Genomic DNA, 15,941 nt, shown 5'->3' with positions numbered 1-15,941 from the left:
TAAACTCCTGTAAGTAAAACGTTTTAGTCGCTGCACACCAGTCCGGTTAACCCCGCTGCCGCGCAGTCTGAAAAGCTGTGGACACATCCCGGAAGTTCACACAGCGACAGGTCGGCCGTGACACCGCGCGCATCAGCCGCGGCGCGAACTGCTTTGCAGTAGTAACGCGCACGCGCCAACCGGTGGCGTCCCTGAACATCATCGATGCACGGCTCTTTGCGTAAGGCTTCATCTCGGTGATGATCTTCGGCGCCCACGTAGACCCGCAGTTTCAGGGCAAGAAAGTGCCTCAGTTGATTGTGCGCCAAAGCCGGAATGTTTGTTTTAAGGTTCGTTTCTGACGGGCCCAGCCCCATCGGAAATGGCTGCGTCAAATCAGGCAGGCAATACCAGCCAGCAGCAGCAAGGTGCAGGGCCGCCACCCGTTGCGGGTACAGCATTGCAAACCGGTGTGCGAGCTGTGCGCCGCCGGAATAGCCGAACATCTCAACCTTGTCTGTTCTTGCCAATCCCATCTGCTGCACCAGGGCGAGCAGGGCAAGAAGCGCACGATCCGGGCGGTAACCGCCGATCCGTTGAAAATGCGACCAGTTCTCTCTCGTGAACAATGGAGTAATCAGAACCTGGCCTTTACTCGCACATGGCTCTGAAAATGCCCCGGCAACCCCTGCGGCGTCGCGGGATATTCCGTGCAGCGCCACCAGAGGTGGCATATCCGGGGAACATGTTTTAGGGACGCGGATTTCGGCGTGTAGCTGGCGGCGTCCTGACCAAACTGAGACTCTGGTCACTGACATCGGTCTTGAAACGGGCATGACATCCATAGCGGTATCGAGCATCCTTGAACTCCTGATTGCTGTCTTGCTGGTACAACGGCTCAGGCGGCGGTCTATTCCAAAATTCTTAAAGGCGCGGAGCGAGGGTGGTTACAGGGCGGCACATAAGCCAGTCTCTGTATCGAGCGTCTGTTGGCCATCCCGCGGTAGATTTTTATGTTTCCGATCTTTTGGAATAAACTCTGTCCTGATCCGTTGTCGGGGGACACGACATGAGACAGGAGTGACTGCATGACAGACCGGTTTCGAAAAGACCTGGTCGCGCTGGTGCCAAAACTGCGTCGGTTTGCACTGACACTGACAGGCAACAAACCGGACGCAGATGATCTGGTGCAGTCAGCTTGTGTGAAAGCGTTGAAAAACGTCGACCAGTTCCGTGAAGGGACGCGTATGGACAGTTGGATGTACCGAATTATCCAAACACTTTGGATTGATGATCGCAGGCGCGCCAAAACCCGCGGGACCGCGTTGGATCCGGAGGCCGCCAGTTTGTCTGATGAGGGGCGGGCAGCGCGTTTGCCTGAGGATAGGATGATGCTGGACATGGCGCGGGTTGCCATGGGGGCGTTGCCCGAAAAGCAGCGTCTCGTTCTGTCACTCGTGGCGATTGAAGGTTTGAGTTACAAAGAAACCGCCGATGTGCTTGAGGTGCCAGTCGGCACTGTCATGAGCCGTTTGTCGCGGGCCAGGGACGCTTTGCTGCCGCAACTGGGGATGTCGAAAGGACCGATGCAATGAGTGCTGAAACCGTGATAGACAAGTCCCGCCTCGCTGCGTTTGCTGATGGAGAGTTGTCGCCGGAAGAGGCCGCTACGCTCGTCTTGCATCTGGCGGATCATCCGCAGGATCAGGCCTATGTCGACAACCTTATGGCCGCTAACGAAGCGCTGTCCGAAGCCTTTGCTGAGCCGTTGGATGAACCTATCCCTCAGGCCGTTAAAGACACTTTATTAGGCGAAACAAAACCGGCCCAAATCTTGCCGTTTCGCGCGCGTCCGCGCGTCTGGATCGGGGCGGCTGTTGCAGCCACGTTGGCCTTTGTGGCGGTGACCGGGCCCCATCTGCTAGTACCGAGTGCCGCGCCAAACCTGGCAGTTGGTCCAGTTGAAAGTGGCTCAGGCCTGGCATCGGCTTTGCGCCGTTTGCCCTCGGGGGTTCCTGAAAAAACTGGTGTGAATCAGGAGTTCATGATCCTTGCCACGCTTCCAACGGCGGATGGTTTTTGCCGCGAATTCGAGATCATCAACCGCCCAGATCAACGTATTGAGCTTGGCATTGCCTGCATCGCCTCTGACACATGGGTGGTCGAAGTCACCCTGTCAGAACCACTTGCGGCGTCTGGAACCGAAGACGGTTTTGTGACCGCAAGCGGGGCCGAGATGCAGGGGCTCATGCCATTTCTCGACCGGTTGGGGGCAGGCGAGGCGCTCGCTCCCTCGGAAGAAGCCGATTTGATTGCGCAGGGCTGGCGGCCTTAGCACAGTGATGCTGCGTTCAGCAGGCCAGCCCCAAAAACCTCATCCACGCCGGGCGAACCCAGGTCTCGGGCCGATTGCCTCAAGAATTCGCGCACCTGTTCAGGGGACAGGGTTTCGTCCTGTGACAGCAAAAGAGCCACCGCTGCGGTAACAAAAGGGACCGCGAAAGACGTGCCTGATTTGAGACGTGCACCGCGTATCGACGTGGCCGATAACATATTCACGCCGGGTGCCGTCAAATCGATATGTGCCCCACGCTGCGCCTGACGGTAAATGCGTGCCCGGGCGTCCACGGCAGTAACGGCCAGCACAGGTTCATAAGCGGCGGGAAAGGCCGGTTTGCCCGATGGTCCAGCGTTGCCCGCGGCTGCAACCAGAACAATTCCATCTTGCTGTACCAACTGATTGACAGCCTCTTCAAGCAAGCTGTTCTCCGGACCGGCCAGAGAAAGATTGATCACGCGTACACCACGGGCTTTCAACGCATCAAGGCCGCGCAACAGCGAAACCAGATCGGCCCGCTCATCCGAACCCCTGCGGGAAAAGACATCAACCGCAATGATCTCGGCATCATGAATCAAACCGGGAACCCGGCTGTTTGGATTGCCAATCATCAGGGATGCAACCGCCGTGCCATGGATCGCCTTAGACGGTTCAAGAGATTGGTCGGAAAGCTTAATCAAATCCAGCTGTGCAGCAGTCATGATCTCATGATCCGAATTAATTCCGGTATCAATCATGCCCACGGGAACGCGAACGGAACACGTATCGCTGGCCCTTGTGATGTCTGGCCACTGGATAATGTCCCAGGCGGCGCAGTTTTCGTGAAGACAGGGCGCTGAAACGGCCACGTTTGTTTCGCCTTGTTCAAACCTATAATAGTGATTGAAATCTGCGGTGCTGACCGACGGTAGGGCTCTGACCCGGTCCCGAGCGGCCTCCAATGTCAGGTCGGTTGGCGTCGTCAAACGTGTAAGAACCTGATTGAACGCCCCTAAGTTTTCCGTCGCTAAAACCGCAAATCCTTCTGATAGTAGCTGTTCGATGTCTTCGGTGGACGCATCTGATACCACGACTTCTGCGGGTGCGCGTGACGGAAGCACAACGCGCGCAGGAGGTGGTGCTGGTTCTGCCGGTTGCGGTGTGTCGGTAAGCCGCCGCAGCAGCGATCCGAGCGGATTTTTCCACGAAGAGGCCCGGCCATTTCCCGAGCCACCAGTGCTCTGGCCCATTTGGTCGTCATCGTCATCATCATCCCCATCGTCTCCGTCATCCCCATCGTCGTCATCATCAGCCCAGGCGGCAGAAACCAGCGAGGCTTGCCACTCCATAGGCAGTGCCAGTTGCAAGGGGATCAAAAGGCTGGCGACTATCAAAACCTGGAAGAGTTTTATCGTTGGCATTCTCATATCGACTTCCAACTCCGATTATACATGTTTCGGAAAGACAACGATGTAGAGGGCGACTTATTCCATATTGGACTCTTAAAACACTCAGGTGGATATCATGTCTCTGATATGGAGTCTTCTGGATCAGCACGAGATCGCTAAGGAGACATTAGCCCGGTTGATTACGCCTTGGCTGCTCGGTTCATGGGATGAAATGCGAATGGCGGCAATTCTCGCTTACGCTGGTCAAGAGATGGGCAGCGTTGTGGCGACTGAGATATTGGTACCAGCGTTGAAATCAAAACGTCGGACGACGCATTGCGGATGGGGCAGCTGCTAGATTTTCCAATGAGCTGAGCCAAGACGGCTCTAAACTCCGACAGACTGTGACCAGTGGGTTGGTTAAGTGGTTGTATCTCCGCCGGAATTTGGCCTGAGGCGAACACCGCATGGCCACCAATCATCCCACGGGGCGTGTTTTGGGGTTATGGCCAAAGCCAACTTAGTTTGTCAACATCCCCGCAATCAAACGGCATCTGCAAGCTCAGGTTTCTGAAAAGCCTCACGAATTGCCTGTGCCATCCCTGTTTTTGTGCTGCATTTGCTCTGAACTCTCTGCCGGAGAACCATATTTGTCCCATGAAGATATTGGAATCCCTCTTCCGGTGTCAGCACGCGGCAATCAGGCGGGACTTGGCTTTGCGCCAGAACCGCCACGGCAATGCCGGATGAGACTGCGGCTTGTAAGCCAAACGTGCTCCCGCTTACATAGGCTATCCGATAGTCCTTTTGACGCTGATCGAGGCTCGCAATTGCCCATTCCCTCCACCAGCATCCCCGATCACACAAAGCAACAGGCATCGGAACACATTCGTGCTGAAAGTGCTTGTCCGATGTAACCCAAACCACCGGATCGTTCAGAAGAACCTCACCGCCAATTCTGCCTGCTTCCTCATGGACGACGACGAGATCAAGTTCACCCTTGTCCAGTTCCGCCTTCAATTCCGATGACGCTGCGCAGCGAACGGTTACTTCGACTAGCGGATGCTTCTTTGAAAATCGTGACAGGACATGGGGCAATACTGTCCCGCCATATTCTTCCGGAATGCCAATCCTGACGAACCCATCAAGGGGATCAGAATGCAGTGAAACAGCTGCCTGATCGAGAAGAGAGAGTATACGTCTTGCATCCGTTACAAGCTGTTCTCCCGGAGGTGTAAGCGTGACACCCCGTGGGCCACGCTCGAACAGGCGCTCACCAACTATGTCTTCCAGCTTCTTCATCTGAACACTCACCGCCGATTGAGTTCGGCCAACGGCCTCTGCCGCGCGCGTGAAGTTCCCGGTTTCAGCGATGGCGGTAAGAGTGCGCAAAAGATCACTCTCTAAATTTGGATTCATGGCGGCTCCCCTGAATACGGTAAAGACATAATCTCTATGAATGTCTAGTATTAGCATTACTCGTTTCATTAATGGCTTGTCTAGTCCCATATTGTCTGAAGACTCAGACATGGAGTGTTCGAGATGGCTTATGAAAATGACTGTGTGAGCGCTACTCAAGTGAGCGATCCAATCAGAGGATGGGCAACAAGAGTTAGATCTTGGGTACATGCAAGACGTATCAAAAAGGCAAGAAAAAAAGAGATTGAGCGGCTGCTTGCGGGAGATGAACGCATGTTGAAGGATGCGGGCGTTACACGTTCAGAGCTGGTCCGCGCGCTTGGTCACAATCCCCGCGAACTGCCGAACATTGCTGACTTTGCGGGGTACCGCGTCCCATATATTGCGATGAACAGTAGCACAAAGAAAATTCATAGCTAGTGACGCTACTCGCCGCCGTCCGGCGGTATCACGCCCATCGGTTCCAGTTGGAAAAAGTCTCCGCGGCGCGTCTGTTGGGCCGATTCCTGACGGGTTTGGCAGAACACCAACGAAGTGGGAACGCCTTATTCCCGAAAGCGGACTCACCGTGTTCCGATGCGTGATCCCAAGGAGTCTTTCCTGCCCTGCGAGTTGTGTCGGTCCATCGTATTGACTGTATCAAACAGGATTAAAACTATGACCTCGAAAATCATGCCCACCAAAGCAGAAATCCAACGGCTTGCAGAAAACCTGTTGTTCATAGCAGGTGCAGCGATCTTGGTTGCCATATTCACGCTGTCATTCGCCAATCCGACGCAGCTCGAAAGAGCGGGTAAGCCTGAGACTGCATTGGGGTTTGAAGAGCAACAAACCGACAAACGAGACACTCAAACGGTTCCCCCCGCTTTGCAAAAAGACTTCTTGAAATAAGTTACACGCTTCCCGGGATCGCTGAGTGACAGAGTAGGTTGCTGAAGGCTCTTGGCACTCAGTTGATAGCCTTTATGCCTGCGGTGTTGGCACCGCTCTTGTTGATCACAATCTTCCTCGGCAATCCATTTGTCTGCAACATCCGGGTGAAGAACATTGTCGTTGCTGGCTTGTTAGGACGTCGTGAAACTGCACGCTTGTGTTGTATGGAATCGCGGTCGGACTTACAATCGTGGGTATTATTTTCTCTTTTTGCGGCCTTTATTTTCGTCGTGGCAAGGTATCTGAATGGATAGGGACGCCCGAAAAAAGCGCCAAGTTCAGGTGCAAACTCTTCTAAAAAGCGTCGAAGGTCGACTGCTGGAAATTCCAGGTGTCAAGACGGTGGCGGTCGGGTTGAAAGTCACCGATGGCAAGATGACCGACGACATCGTGCTGCGCATTGGGGTCGAGGAAAAGCGCCCGATAAGCGAATTATCGCCGGAAGAGATGATCCCTTCCGAGATTGATGGAATCGAGACTGATGTCTTCGTGTGGACGCCAACAAAGGCAATGTCCGACACCTCGCGATATCGTCCCATCCGGGGAGGTATTCAGATCGGCAACGGAACCGGTTCCGTCGGTACGCTGGGCTGCCTGGCGACACAGAATTCGGGTGGCGCGACGGTAGCTCTGAGTAATCATCACGTGATGTTTGCAGGAAAAAGCGCGACGGCGACCGGGATTGAAATAGCCCAGCCAGATTTCAGCTGCTGCTGCTGTTGCCGGGCTGGCAAGGTCGGGGCGGTGTTGGCCGGGTCCATCGGTGGCACAGTCGATTGCGCAATCGCGTCGATTGATGCGGATATCCAGCATTTGCAAGAAGTCGTCGAGATCGGAGGAATTGCCGGCACGGGCCTCGCCGTTGTTGGGGACGCGGTTCGAAAGCGTGGACGCACGACCGAATTGACGACTGGGACGGTATCGATGGTCAATTTTGCAACGACCAGTTCGGACTCCGGCCTCAGCTTCACCGATCAGATTTTCGTTACGCCGGATGCAGCGCATCCAAATTTCGTGGAAGGGGGCGATTCAGGCTCGGCGCTGCTGGATGAGGACAATAATGTTATCGGACTGATCTGGGGGCAGAATGGCAATGCCGGTGTAGCCAACCCGATCGCCGATGTCGAAGCCGCGCTGGATATCACTGTCTTCGCGCAAAGCACCACCGCAGCGGCGATGCCCGCCGTGGCGATGCTGCCGCAGCCCGGATCGGACGGGGTCATCCGGAGACGGGATTGGGAGGCCATGCTGTGGGCCGAAACCGACAGCCAAGATCTTCTGGGTCGCAAGGTCGCACAGCATTGGAATGAAGTGTGGAACCTGATCCAGACCAATCGCGAGGTTGGTCTGAGGTGGCAGAGAGGGCAAGGGCCCGCTTTTGCGGCCGCGTTCGAGCGTACCACTCGGGTCACAAGCTATCGGGTGCCAGACGACGTGGATGGGGTCAGTTTCACACAATTGCTTCTGTCGATGGCCACGGCGCTGGAACAGCACGGCAGTGAAGCACTCAAGGCGGATATCCGGGCCGAGGGTATCGGTTGGATCCCGATATTGCAGGGTTGTCGGACAGCCGATGAACTTTGGCTGGCTTACCACAACATCAAGGCGACCCAAGAGGCCGCGGCCCGAAACGCAGGCTAGACGAGGGAAAGGGGCAAGATGACATACGCAAAAGATCTGATTGCCAAGCCCGCTCTGAAAATGCTGCGTGCCTTGCCGAATGTGACGGATGTGGGCTTGGGATTGAGGCGCGTGAACGGGCGTTTGACGCAAGAGCTCGCCGTGGTCGTCTATGTGGACAAGAAACGCAGCGAAGCCGAGTTGCCAAAGGGCGCGGTGGTGCCGAGGCTTGTGGGCAATCTGCGCACGGACGTGGATGAGGAACTGAACCCGGCCTTTCTGCGCCCAAGCGACGGGCCACCTTTGCCGGAAGACAGCACGCGTGTGCGTCCGCTGCTGTCCGGCGTGTCCCTGAGTACCAGCCCCGATCACGCGGGCACCCTAGGCTTTTTCGCAAGGCGCAACAGCGATAGCAAACCGGTATTGGTGAGCAACTACCACGTGTTATACCGAGACCGGGATCTGCTGGACATCACCGGAGAGCCGCACGAGGCATTGCAACCACCAAGGGGCAGTGACACCCGGGTTGGCGAGGTTGTGGATGGCAGCATCGGCGGCGCGGTCGATTGCGCGATTGCCTTGTTGGACGAAGAAGGCTCCAGTTGCTGCTGCAAAAGTCCGATCAAGCACGAGAACAGGACCCGTAACACGGAAACTGGCGGCACTGATAACTCTGTCCAGATGACGGGGATCCGCCGGGCGCAGGTCAATGATCTTGTGACCAAGACGGGTCGATCCACGGACAGGACTCTGGGTCGCATCGTGAATGCCAGTAAAGACGTCACAGGCGCCGTGGACTACTCTGATTTTGATCTGCCTGCCGGGGATAGTTTCAACTTTACCAATCTGATCATGATCGTGACCTGGGACGCGGCTGCGGGTGATTTTGATGACACCATCCCGTTTGGAACAAGCGGTGACAGCGGATCGGCAGTGGTAAATGAAGCCGGAGAGATTGTGGGCCTGTATTGCCTGGGCTTCAACGATCCAGCCAATAACCGGCATTTCGGCTTTGCCTGTCATATCGAGGATGTCGAGACGGCGCTGCAGATCACCGTTCCGGGAACCCGCGCTGGGCTGGGGGCTGCGCCCGGGGCGCCGATTGCAGCGTTGGATCATGACATCGACACCAGTGCCGGAGAGGTCGCCATTGGTGATGTCACATTCGCCCGCGCGGGCGTGGATCAGGTGGCCGAAGCGCTGGACCGGATGCTGAGTGCAACGCCCCAAGGCCGCGCCTGGCGAGAGATTTTTGAGCGGCACCAATACGAAGTATTGAAACATGTAAACCGCAAGCGCGGGGTCACATTGGCCTGGCAACGCGGGGCGGGGCCAGCTTGGCTTGCCGCGCTGGTGCGCAGCGCACAGAAACCGGAATACACTCTGCCCCAACAGGTGGACGGGGTCGATGCACTGATGCTGGCCAAAGCCATGCGCATGGCGTTGTGGCGCGAAGGCAGCCCTGAGTTGCGTGCTGATTTGGATAACTTTGGGGATCAGCTTGAAGCGATGATCGGCCGGGTCACAACGGCCGCGCAAGGGGTGCGTCTGCTGACGAAACACGCACCCGAGGCCCAGAAACTGGAGACGCAGGATGGCTGATGACACCGGCACCATCGAAGCCCTGGCCAGTTGGTTGGCGCGGATCATTCAGCCGGTGCGCGAACGGCTGAGCGAAGGGCAGGTTGTCGAACTGCTGGCCGAAATGGGGTATGAGCCGCGCGCCGGTGTCGAAACCGAAGGCGCACTGCAATCCGCGGGCGCGGCACTGGCTCAGGATGCCGCCGTGCTGTTGCCGCGGTTGGAAACCCTGATCGAGCATATCGAGGCCGAAGATTTCGGCGCGATCCTGTCCACGGCCATCCAACTGGGTCAAGACGTCAAATCCTTCATCGAAAACGCTGACGACTTTGCCACAGCGCTGCAGGCTCTGGGACCTCATCCGGGGGCCAGCAATGCCGAACTGGCGGAATTGCCGCGTCGACTGCTGGATGTTCTGATCATCCGTTATGCCGAAAATAGCCCCGGAGGTGCCGAGGCGCTGGAACTGCTCGGCCTGTTCGATTTGGAACCCGTCACCGTGGGCGGACAACAGGTGTTGCATCGCCGGATCGCGCTCGAACGGTTGGGCGATGTGCTGACCAATCCGGCTCAGGCCATGGCAGACAAGTACGGCTGGGGTACACCGGGCTTTGACGGATCTGTGCTGTTGCCGATCCTACGGCGGCAACTGACGCGCAATGGGTTGCCTGCCATCGTTGATACAGGGGTGAACCCGCCGGTTCTGGATGCGGTTGTGGCCGAGATTTCGGCTGACACGTCGATGACTCCTCCGGGGTTGGAGATTCGCTTCAATGACACAATTGGCTTTGATGGGACACCGACATTCGACGGTGATGGCTGGTCGGTCGCGCTAGAGTTGACCTCGGAAATCGTGCCGGATTTCAGCGCCACAATCAGCCCGACGGGCAATGTGACATTTACGCCGCCGGCAGGGTCGGCGGCGGGCAAGGCGGCGCTGGTCTTTACGGCAGGCTCGGCAGATGGCCAGCCCTTCACAATTATTGGGCAAGCGGATGCCAGTCGGGTCGAAGCGCGACAGTTCGAGGCTCGGCTTGAGGCGCTGATGCAGGCCTCAGCCGCGGGTGCAGATGGCGAGGTTATTGTCTCGGGCGAGGTGCAGGGCGGCCGCGTCGTCATTGATTTCAGCGAAGGCGATGGATTCATTTCCACACTTCTGTCGGGGATCGAGCTGGAATCCGATTTCGATATCGGCATGGGCTTCTCCTCAGAAAAGGGTTTGTTCTTTCACGGCAGCGCAACACTGGAAGTTCAGGTGCCGCTGCATGTGGATCTGGGCGTTGTGAAGATCGGAGCGCTGACGCTGAGCGTCGGGATCGACAACGGTTCGTTCCCGATTGGAATCGCGACGGACATACAGGGTAATCTTGGTCCGCTGCAGATGGTGGTCGAACAGATCGGCATGACCGCCGATTTCGAGATTGCCGAGAACGGGCAGGGCAATCTTGGTCCGCTGGACTTTGGTGTCGGCTTCAAGCCGCCTGTGGGTGTAGGCGTTTCCATCGACGCAGGTGCGGTTCGCGGTGGCGGGTATCTGCGCATCGATCCTGACCGGGGTGAATATTCCGGCGTGCTGCAACTGGCCATTCTCGAGATCGTCGAGGTTACGGCAATCGGTATTATCAACACCAAGATGCCCGACGGATCGGACGGGTTCGCATTTTTGGCGATCATTTCGGTCGAGTTCAATCCGGGCATTCAGTTGGGCTTTGGGTTTACCCTTCTCGGGGTTGGCGGGCTTGTCGGGCTGAACCGGTCGATGGATCTGGATGCTCTGGTGGCTGGGGCCAGATCTGGTAGCATCGACACCATCCTGTTCCCACAGGATGTCATAGCCAATGCACCGCGGATCATTTCCGATCTGCGCACCTTCTTCCCGATTGAAGAGGACGTGTTCCTGATCGGGCCCATGGCCAAGTTCGGTTGGGGCACGCCGACGCTGATCAGCCTGTCCCTTGGGATCCTGATCGAGATTCCAGGCAATGTGGCGATTGTTGGCAAGCTGACGGTGGCGATCCCGGACGAACGCGTGCCGCTGATCATCATCAACGTCGCCTTCATGGGCGCCATCGAGTTTGACAAAAAACGCGGTTGGTTCTTTGCGGCGCTCTATGACAGCCGCGTGATTTACATGACGCTGGAAGGTGGCATGGGAGTTCTGGCGGCCTTCGGAGACGACAGCAATTTCGTGGTCTCAGTGGGCGGTTTCCACCCGATCTACAACCCACCGGCGCTACCGTTTCAGGATATTCCCCGGATCGCCATCAACGTGCTGAACACACCGGTGGCCAAGGTAATTGTGACGGCTTACTTCGCGGTCACCTCCAACACGGTGCAGTTTGGTGCCCGCGCCACGCTGTATTTCGGCATCAAGATTGCCAGCATCGAAGGGCATATCGCCTTTGATGCGCTGTTCCAGTTCTCGCCCTTCTATTTCAACATTACCATCTCTGCCTCGCTGTCGGTAAAGCTATTTGGCGCTGGGTTGTTTTCAGTCCGCTTCCGCGGCTCGCTTGAAGGGACATCACCCTGGCACATCGAGGGCACGGGCAGCATTTCGGTCTTGTTCTGGGATGTGGATGTGGATTTCTCGAAGACCTGGGGCGACAAGGAGGACACCAAGTTGCCGCCGATCTCGATGATGCCGATCCTGGCGGCCGAATTCGAGAAAGTGGAGAATTGGACCGCCAAGCTGGAAAATGCCAATGCGCTGCTGGTTTCGCTGCGCACGGTCGATGCGCAGACCGAACTGGTGCTGCACCCGGTTGGCAGCCTATCGATCACACAGCGCGCGGTGCCGCTGGGGCTGACGCTGGACAAGATCGGTAATCAGCGCCCTAACGATGCCAACAGGTTCAGCATTGAGACCGCCACGATAGGGATCGAACGGCGTGGCCGGATCGACGAGAGCTTTGCCATCGGGCAATTCCAAGATCTAAGCGATGATCAAAAGCTGAAATCGTCAGATTTCGAGATGGAAGAGGCTGGTGTCGAATTGTCGGTTACCGGCAATCAGAGCAAGACCAGCCTGATGACCAAACGCGTCGTGCGCTATGAGACGATCATAATCGACAAAGCGTTCCGTCCGTTCCTGATGGGGATTGTCACACTGATTGCGGGTCTGTTCACTCATTTCCTTGGCGGCAATGCGGTGGCGCAGGCACCGATGTCGATCCGTTCCAAGACGCGCAAGCATCTGCTGGATGAAAAGATCGCGGTTTCGCCCAATGCCTATGTGGTGGCCAATCTGGCCGACAACACACCGCTTGAAGACGTAGGTGAGGTCGTGTTCCTCAGTCAGGCAAGGGCACAGGAATTCATGAACCAACAGACCCAGGCTGATCCGGAATTCGCCGGCAAGGCCCACGTGCTGCGCGGCCATGAAGTAAGGCAGGCGGCATGAGCGACACGCTTGGCACATATTCCTTCCTGCCGTGGCTACGCTTAGGCATGGCTAACAACATCTCCAGTACGGATATGGACCCGTCCGTCACGGCCCGCGCAACAATGCAGGTCGCGCTGGAGCTGACGGGTGAGCCGGTCGAAGGCGACACAGATCTGACCGCCAATGTCACCCGTGATGTTGAACTCTACGGCCCGGGTGACGTCGTTGGCATCAATCAAAGCGCCATCGTCAAGGTCGAGCCACGCGCTAACATCACCAATTTCGAACCCAACTATCTACCGTATATCGAGTTCTACGAAGAAGATTTCCCTTGGCGCTACACCCCTGCGGCGCCGGATCTGGCGCTGCACCGGCTGCGCCCCTGGATCATCCTTGTGGTACTGCGCGATGACGAATTCAGCGAGGCGGGCATCAATGCGGCGCGCCCCTTACCCGCCATCGAATTGGGCGCTGCCACCGAGACCACCTTTCCCCCCGAGGATCAGCTTTGGGGATGGGCCCACGTTCATGTGAACCGCGATCTGATCAAGTCGGATGGCACAACACGTTCCACCGATGGGGATATGGCGGGCACTCGGCTTGAAAATGTGCTGAAATCCAATGCGGACCACGCCTATTCCCGCATTATTTCACCGCGCCGCCTTGCGCCAGATACCGGCTATCACGCGTTCCTGATGCCCAGTTTTGAAAGCGGGAGGCTTGCAGGGCTTGGCCTGCCGCCCGATGATGGCAATGCCGAACGCTTTGCCACGCAGGCGGCCTGGGCCAATTATACCGGCCGACCAGTGCCGGGGCTCTACCCCTTCTATCACCGTTGGTATTTCAAAACCGGCGAGATTGGCGATTTCGAATACCTCGTGCGTCTTTTAAAACCGCGCCCGCCAGACCCCCGGCTGGGTCGGCGCGACATGGATGTGCAGCGCCCCGGTGCAAACCTGCCGGGGATTGCGATCCCGGAACTGGACGGAGTGTTGCGCCTTGGCGGTGCGCTGAAAGTGCCAGACGAAGCGCTGGATGACGACGAGGAGGCGGAACGCCAGGCTTTTGAAGATTGGGACCAGCCATTTCCACATGCGTTCCAGACCGGGTTGGCCGATTTCATCAACTTAGCCGACGATTATCAGCAGAACGGCGATCCCGATCCGCTGATCACGCCGCCGCTGTATGGGCGCTGGCACGCGTTGCAAGATCGTTTGCTGTCAGAGGCCGATGGTGATCCGATCACACCCGATGAAAACTGGCTGCATGAGGTCAACCTGGATCCGCGCTTCCGCGTCGCGGCGGGGTTTGGCACCAAGGTGCTGGAGAAGAACCAGGAAGAATACATGGACGCCGCCTGGGAACAGGTGGGCGATATCATTGCCGCTAACCGACGCATCCGACTGGCTCAGATGGCACAGGTTGCCACGGGCGCTTGGTATGGCAGCAGCCTGGGCGGCGTGCGCGATCTGAGTACGCAGCGGGCGCTGTACCTGACCGCTCCGGTGCAGCGGCGGGTGCTGTCGCAAGGGGTGAACGTACGGCATCAGTTGCGGCAAAGCACGGTGCCAAGCGCAATCTTGTCGCCTACGATGCGGCGTATCCTGCGACCGCGCGATCATGTTGCCGCCGAGCTGGGGTTTGACAACCCAAAAGGCCCGGAGGATTTGGTGGACCGGGTCAACAGCGGCGAAATCAGCGCCGCGCCTCCGCGCGTGACACCAGAAGGATTGCCGACTGTCGAAGAGCTGGCCGAAGAGATTGAACAAGACGGCCCGTTGGGCGGGCTGCCAATCCCCGAAGACGTGTTGCGAAACCCGTTTCTGAAATGGATCGTGCTGGGGATCTTTGCGCTGATTGCGCTGCTGTTTCTACTGCTGGCGCTTTGGCTGCCAGCGCTGATTGCCATAGCTTTGGGCGTCGCCGGTTATATCCTGATCGAGCGGCTGCAAAGGGCGCGCGAGATTGCAGATGCGGTACTGCCCGAAGGCAATGCGCCCGAGGTCATTGATGCGCTGCCCGAGTATCCCGACTTTGAACTGGCGGACGTCCCGCCCCCGACCGGAACTGTACCCGAATTGCCCGAACCGGTGCCCGGAACCTCGGACAGCCCCGAGGCGATCCGTTTCAAAGGGGCGCTGAAAGATGTGCATGCGCTGCTGGATGTCAGCGCCAGCATTGGTCAGTTTCCGCAGCGTGACCCCATCGACATTCCGGCGATCGTCGGATCGGTCTATACTGGGTTGGATCCCAAGGTTACGATCCCGGACTTCACCTATGCTGGCATCACCTTCCCTGCCCATATTGTGGCGCTGAATTTTGAGATCTTCCGCGAGGCAATGGCCTATCCGGAATTCGATATCCCCATGTACGAGCCGTTGCTGGCGCTGCCGGGGGACAATTTCCTGCCCAATATCGACAAGATCCCGCCCAACACGATCACCCTGCTTGAGACCAATCAGCGCTTTATCGAGGCCTATATGTTGGGCCTGAACGTCGCCATGGGTGCCGAGCTTTTATGGCGCGAATACCCAACAGATCAGCGCGGCAGCTATTTTCGTCAGTTTTGGGACCCGGCCGGCGTTCTGGACCGCGATGGGCTGAGCGCAGAGGAATTGCGCGAGAAACTTAGGGATATTCCGCCCATTCACCTCTGGTCGCGGTTCAGTGATCTGGGTGATCACGACCACCGCGAAGAACCCGGGGATGACGAGGAAGAGGTCGTTCTAGTGATCCGGGGCGAGCTTTTGAAGAAATACCCAAACGCGGTGATCTATGCACAGCGCGCCCGCTGGCGGTTAACCGAAGAGGGCGAGATTGACCGCTTCAACCCGCGCGAATTCGAAACGGTAGGCAGCGAAGAGGAACTTGTCCGAACGCCGCTCTATGAGGCGAAAGCGCCACCTGATATCACCTTTATCGGGTTTGATTTGACAGCCTCAGAAGCACAAGGCGGCACGGGCGAAGAAGGCGACGAAGATCCTGGCTGGTTCTTCGTGATCAAGGAACGCCCGGGCGAGCCACGTTTTGGACTGGATATCGAAAGCGCGGGCGATCTGGTGACGTGGAACGATCTGGCCTGGCCCGACGTGTTTGATCCGGCGGCCGATGACGGGTTTCTGCAAATCGGCGCTGGTACGCCAACGCTGAACCTGAGCGCGCCGCCCGATGATGCCAACTCATTCGTCGTCACCCAGCATCCCGAAGACCTGCAGATCGAATGGCGCCCGCAGATGAATGCCGCCGAACTGGCCTACATCCTCTATCAGGTGCCGGTTCTGGTGGGTGTGCATGCCGCCGAGATGTTGCCGGAATGAGC

At 57.5% G+C, this 15,941-nt stretch carries 12 protein-coding genes and 1 pseudogene; 9 read left to right on the top strand and 4 right to left on the bottom strand.

Translation table 11 applies throughout. From position 1 onward, the window contains the following. Window positions 1–23: 23 nt before the first annotated feature. Window positions 24–839, bottom strand: coding sequence for an alpha/beta hydrolase (locus Q1B21_RS17105; RefSeq protein WP_299891296.1), 816 nt, complete (start codon window positions 837–839; stop codon window positions 24–26). Window positions 840–1,067: 228 nt separating this feature from the next. Between Q1B21_RS17105 and Q1B21_RS17100 the strand changes: the two genes are divergently transcribed. Together Q1B21_RS17100 and Q1B21_RS17095 are read left to right on the top strand one after the other, a co-directional pair. Continuing rightward, window positions 1,068–1,574 (top strand): RNA polymerase sigma factor, encoded by a 507-nt coding sequence (locus Q1B21_RS17100; protein WP_298934741.1) that lies wholly within the window; start codon window positions 1,068–1,070, stop codon window positions 1,572–1,574. Next, on the top strand, window positions 1,571–2,314 hold the full coding sequence (locus Q1B21_RS17095) for a hypothetical protein (RefSeq protein ID WP_299891291.1): 744 nt from the start codon (window positions 1,571–1,573) through the stop codon (window positions 2,312–2,314). The genes Q1B21_RS17100 and Q1B21_RS17095 overlap by 4 nt, the downstream gene beginning before the upstream one ends. Here the strand turns inward: Q1B21_RS17095 and Q1B21_RS17090 are convergent. Continuing rightward, window positions 2,311–3,723 (bottom strand): S8 family serine peptidase, encoded by a 1,413-nt coding sequence (locus Q1B21_RS17090; protein WP_299891288.1) that lies wholly within the window; start codon window positions 3,721–3,723, stop codon window positions 2,311–2,313. The two genes, Q1B21_RS17095 and Q1B21_RS17090, sit on opposite strands and share 4 nt — an antisense overlap. 97 nt (window positions 3,724–3,820) lie before the next feature. Between Q1B21_RS17090 and Q1B21_RS17085 the strand changes: the two genes are divergently transcribed. Beyond that, window positions 3,821–4,042: a hypothetical protein gene (locus Q1B21_RS17085; protein WP_299891285.1), complete on the top strand. Its 222-nt coding sequence runs from the start codon at window positions 3,821–3,823 to the stop codon at window positions 4,040–4,042. A 185-nt stretch (window positions 4,043–4,227) separates the two neighbouring features. Here the strand turns inward: Q1B21_RS17085 and Q1B21_RS17080 are convergent, their stop codons facing one another. Further along, window positions 4,228–5,103: a LysR family transcriptional regulator gene (locus Q1B21_RS17080; protein WP_299083775.1), complete on the bottom strand. Its 876-nt coding sequence runs from the start codon at window positions 5,101–5,103 to the stop codon at window positions 4,228–4,230. Between the two features lie 123 nt (window positions 5,104–5,226). Here Q1B21_RS17080 and Q1B21_RS17075 point away from each other — a divergent pair, with 123 nt between their 5' ends. Continuing rightward, window positions 5,227–5,523: a hypothetical protein gene (locus Q1B21_RS17075; protein WP_299891281.1), complete on the top strand. Its 297-nt coding sequence runs from the start codon at window positions 5,227–5,229 to the stop codon at window positions 5,521–5,523. Window positions 5,524–5,760: 237 nt separating this feature from the next. Beyond that, window positions 5,761–5,994 (top strand): hypothetical protein, encoded by a 234-nt coding sequence (locus Q1B21_RS17070; protein WP_299891279.1) that lies wholly within the window; start codon window positions 5,761–5,763, stop codon window positions 5,992–5,994. Window positions 5,995–6,055: 61 nt separating this feature from the next. Here the strand turns inward: Q1B21_RS17070 and Q1B21_RS17065 are convergent. Further along, window positions 6,056–6,181: pseudogene (locus tag Q1B21_RS17065) on the bottom strand (IS6 family transposase); the annotation flags it as partial. Window positions 6,182–6,282: 101 nt separating this feature from the next. Here Q1B21_RS17065 and Q1B21_RS17060 point away from each other — a divergent pair. From Q1B21_RS17060 to Q1B21_RS17045, 4 genes are read left to right on the top strand one after another with little or no spacing between them, the layout of a single operon-like run. Then, window positions 6,283–7,677 carry a hypothetical protein gene (locus tag Q1B21_RS17060; RefSeq protein ID WP_299891277.1) on the top strand — a complete coding sequence of 465 codons (1,395 nt, stop codon included), beginning with the start codon at window positions 6,283–6,285 and terminating at the stop codon, window positions 7,675–7,677. Between the two features lie 18 nt (window positions 7,678–7,695). Next, complete coding sequence (locus Q1B21_RS17055; protein ID WP_299891274.1) at window positions 7,696–9,258, top strand: hypothetical protein; 1,563 nt, start codon at window positions 7,696–7,698, stop codon at window positions 9,256–9,258. Then, window positions 9,251–12,640, top strand: a complete 3,390-nt coding sequence (locus Q1B21_RS17050) for a DUF6603 domain-containing protein (RefSeq protein WP_299891271.1) — start codon at window positions 9,251–9,253, stop codon at window positions 12,638–12,640. Before Q1B21_RS17055 ends, Q1B21_RS17050 begins: the two co-directional genes overlap by 8 nt. Next, window positions 12,637–15,939 (top strand): hypothetical protein, encoded by a 3,303-nt coding sequence (locus Q1B21_RS17045; protein ID WP_299891268.1) that lies wholly within the window; start codon window positions 12,637–12,639, stop codon window positions 15,937–15,939. The genes Q1B21_RS17050 and Q1B21_RS17045 overlap by 4 nt, the downstream gene beginning before the upstream one ends. The last annotated feature ends 2 nt before the right edge of the window (window positions 15,940–15,941 follow it).

Source organism: uncultured Ruegeria sp., assembly GCF_947504215.1.
In the GTDB taxonomy this organism is placed as follows: Bacteria; Pseudomonadota; Alphaproteobacteria; order Rhodobacterales; family Rhodobacteraceae; genus Ruegeria.
This window is presented reverse-complemented; position numbering and strand designations above follow the sequence as displayed.

Excerpts from the sequence above, each read along its gene's own strand:
- Q1B21_RS17045 (WP_299891268.1), top strand. The coding sequence starts at position 12,637 with ATGAGCGACACGCTTGGCACATATTCCTTCCTGCCGTGGCTACGCTTA.
- Q1B21_RS17080 (WP_299083775.1), bottom strand. The coding sequence starts at position 5,103 with ATGAATCCAAATTTAGAGAGTGATCTTTTGCGCACTCTTACCGCCATC.
- Q1B21_RS17060 (WP_299891277.1), top strand. The coding sequence starts at position 6,283 with ATGGATAGGGACGCCCGAAAAAAGCGCCAAGTTCAGGTGCAAACTCTT.
- Q1B21_RS17085 (WP_299891285.1), top strand. The coding sequence starts at position 3,821 with ATGTCTCTGATATGGAGTCTTCTGGATCAGCACGAGATCGCTAAGGAG.
- Q1B21_RS17100 (WP_298934741.1), top strand. The coding sequence starts at position 1,068 with ATGACAGACCGGTTTCGAAAAGACCTGGTCGCGCTGGTGCCAAAACTG.
- Q1B21_RS17095 (WP_299891291.1), top strand. The coding sequence starts at position 1,571 with ATGAGTGCTGAAACCGTGATAGACAAGTCCCGCCTCGCTGCGTTTGCT.
- Q1B21_RS17075 (WP_299891281.1), top strand. The coding sequence starts at position 5,227 with ATGGCTTATGAAAATGACTGTGTGAGCGCTACTCAAGTGAGCGATCCA.
- Q1B21_RS17105 (WP_299891296.1), bottom strand. The coding sequence starts at position 839 with ATGCTCGATACCGCTATGGATGTCATGCCCGTTTCAAGACCGATGTCA.
- Q1B21_RS17050 (WP_299891271.1), top strand. The coding sequence starts at position 9,251 with ATGGCTGATGACACCGGCACCATCGAAGCCCTGGCCAGTTGGTTGGCG.
- Q1B21_RS17090 (WP_299891288.1), bottom strand. The coding sequence starts at position 3,723 with ATGAGAATGCCAACGATAAAACTCTTCCAGGTTTTGATAGTCGCCAGC.
- Q1B21_RS17055 (WP_299891274.1), top strand. The coding sequence starts at position 7,696 with ATGACATACGCAAAAGATCTGATTGCCAAGCCCGCTCTGAAAATGCTG.
- Q1B21_RS17070 (WP_299891279.1), top strand. The coding sequence starts at position 5,761 with ATGACCTCGAAAATCATGCCCACCAAAGCAGAAATCCAACGGCTTGCA.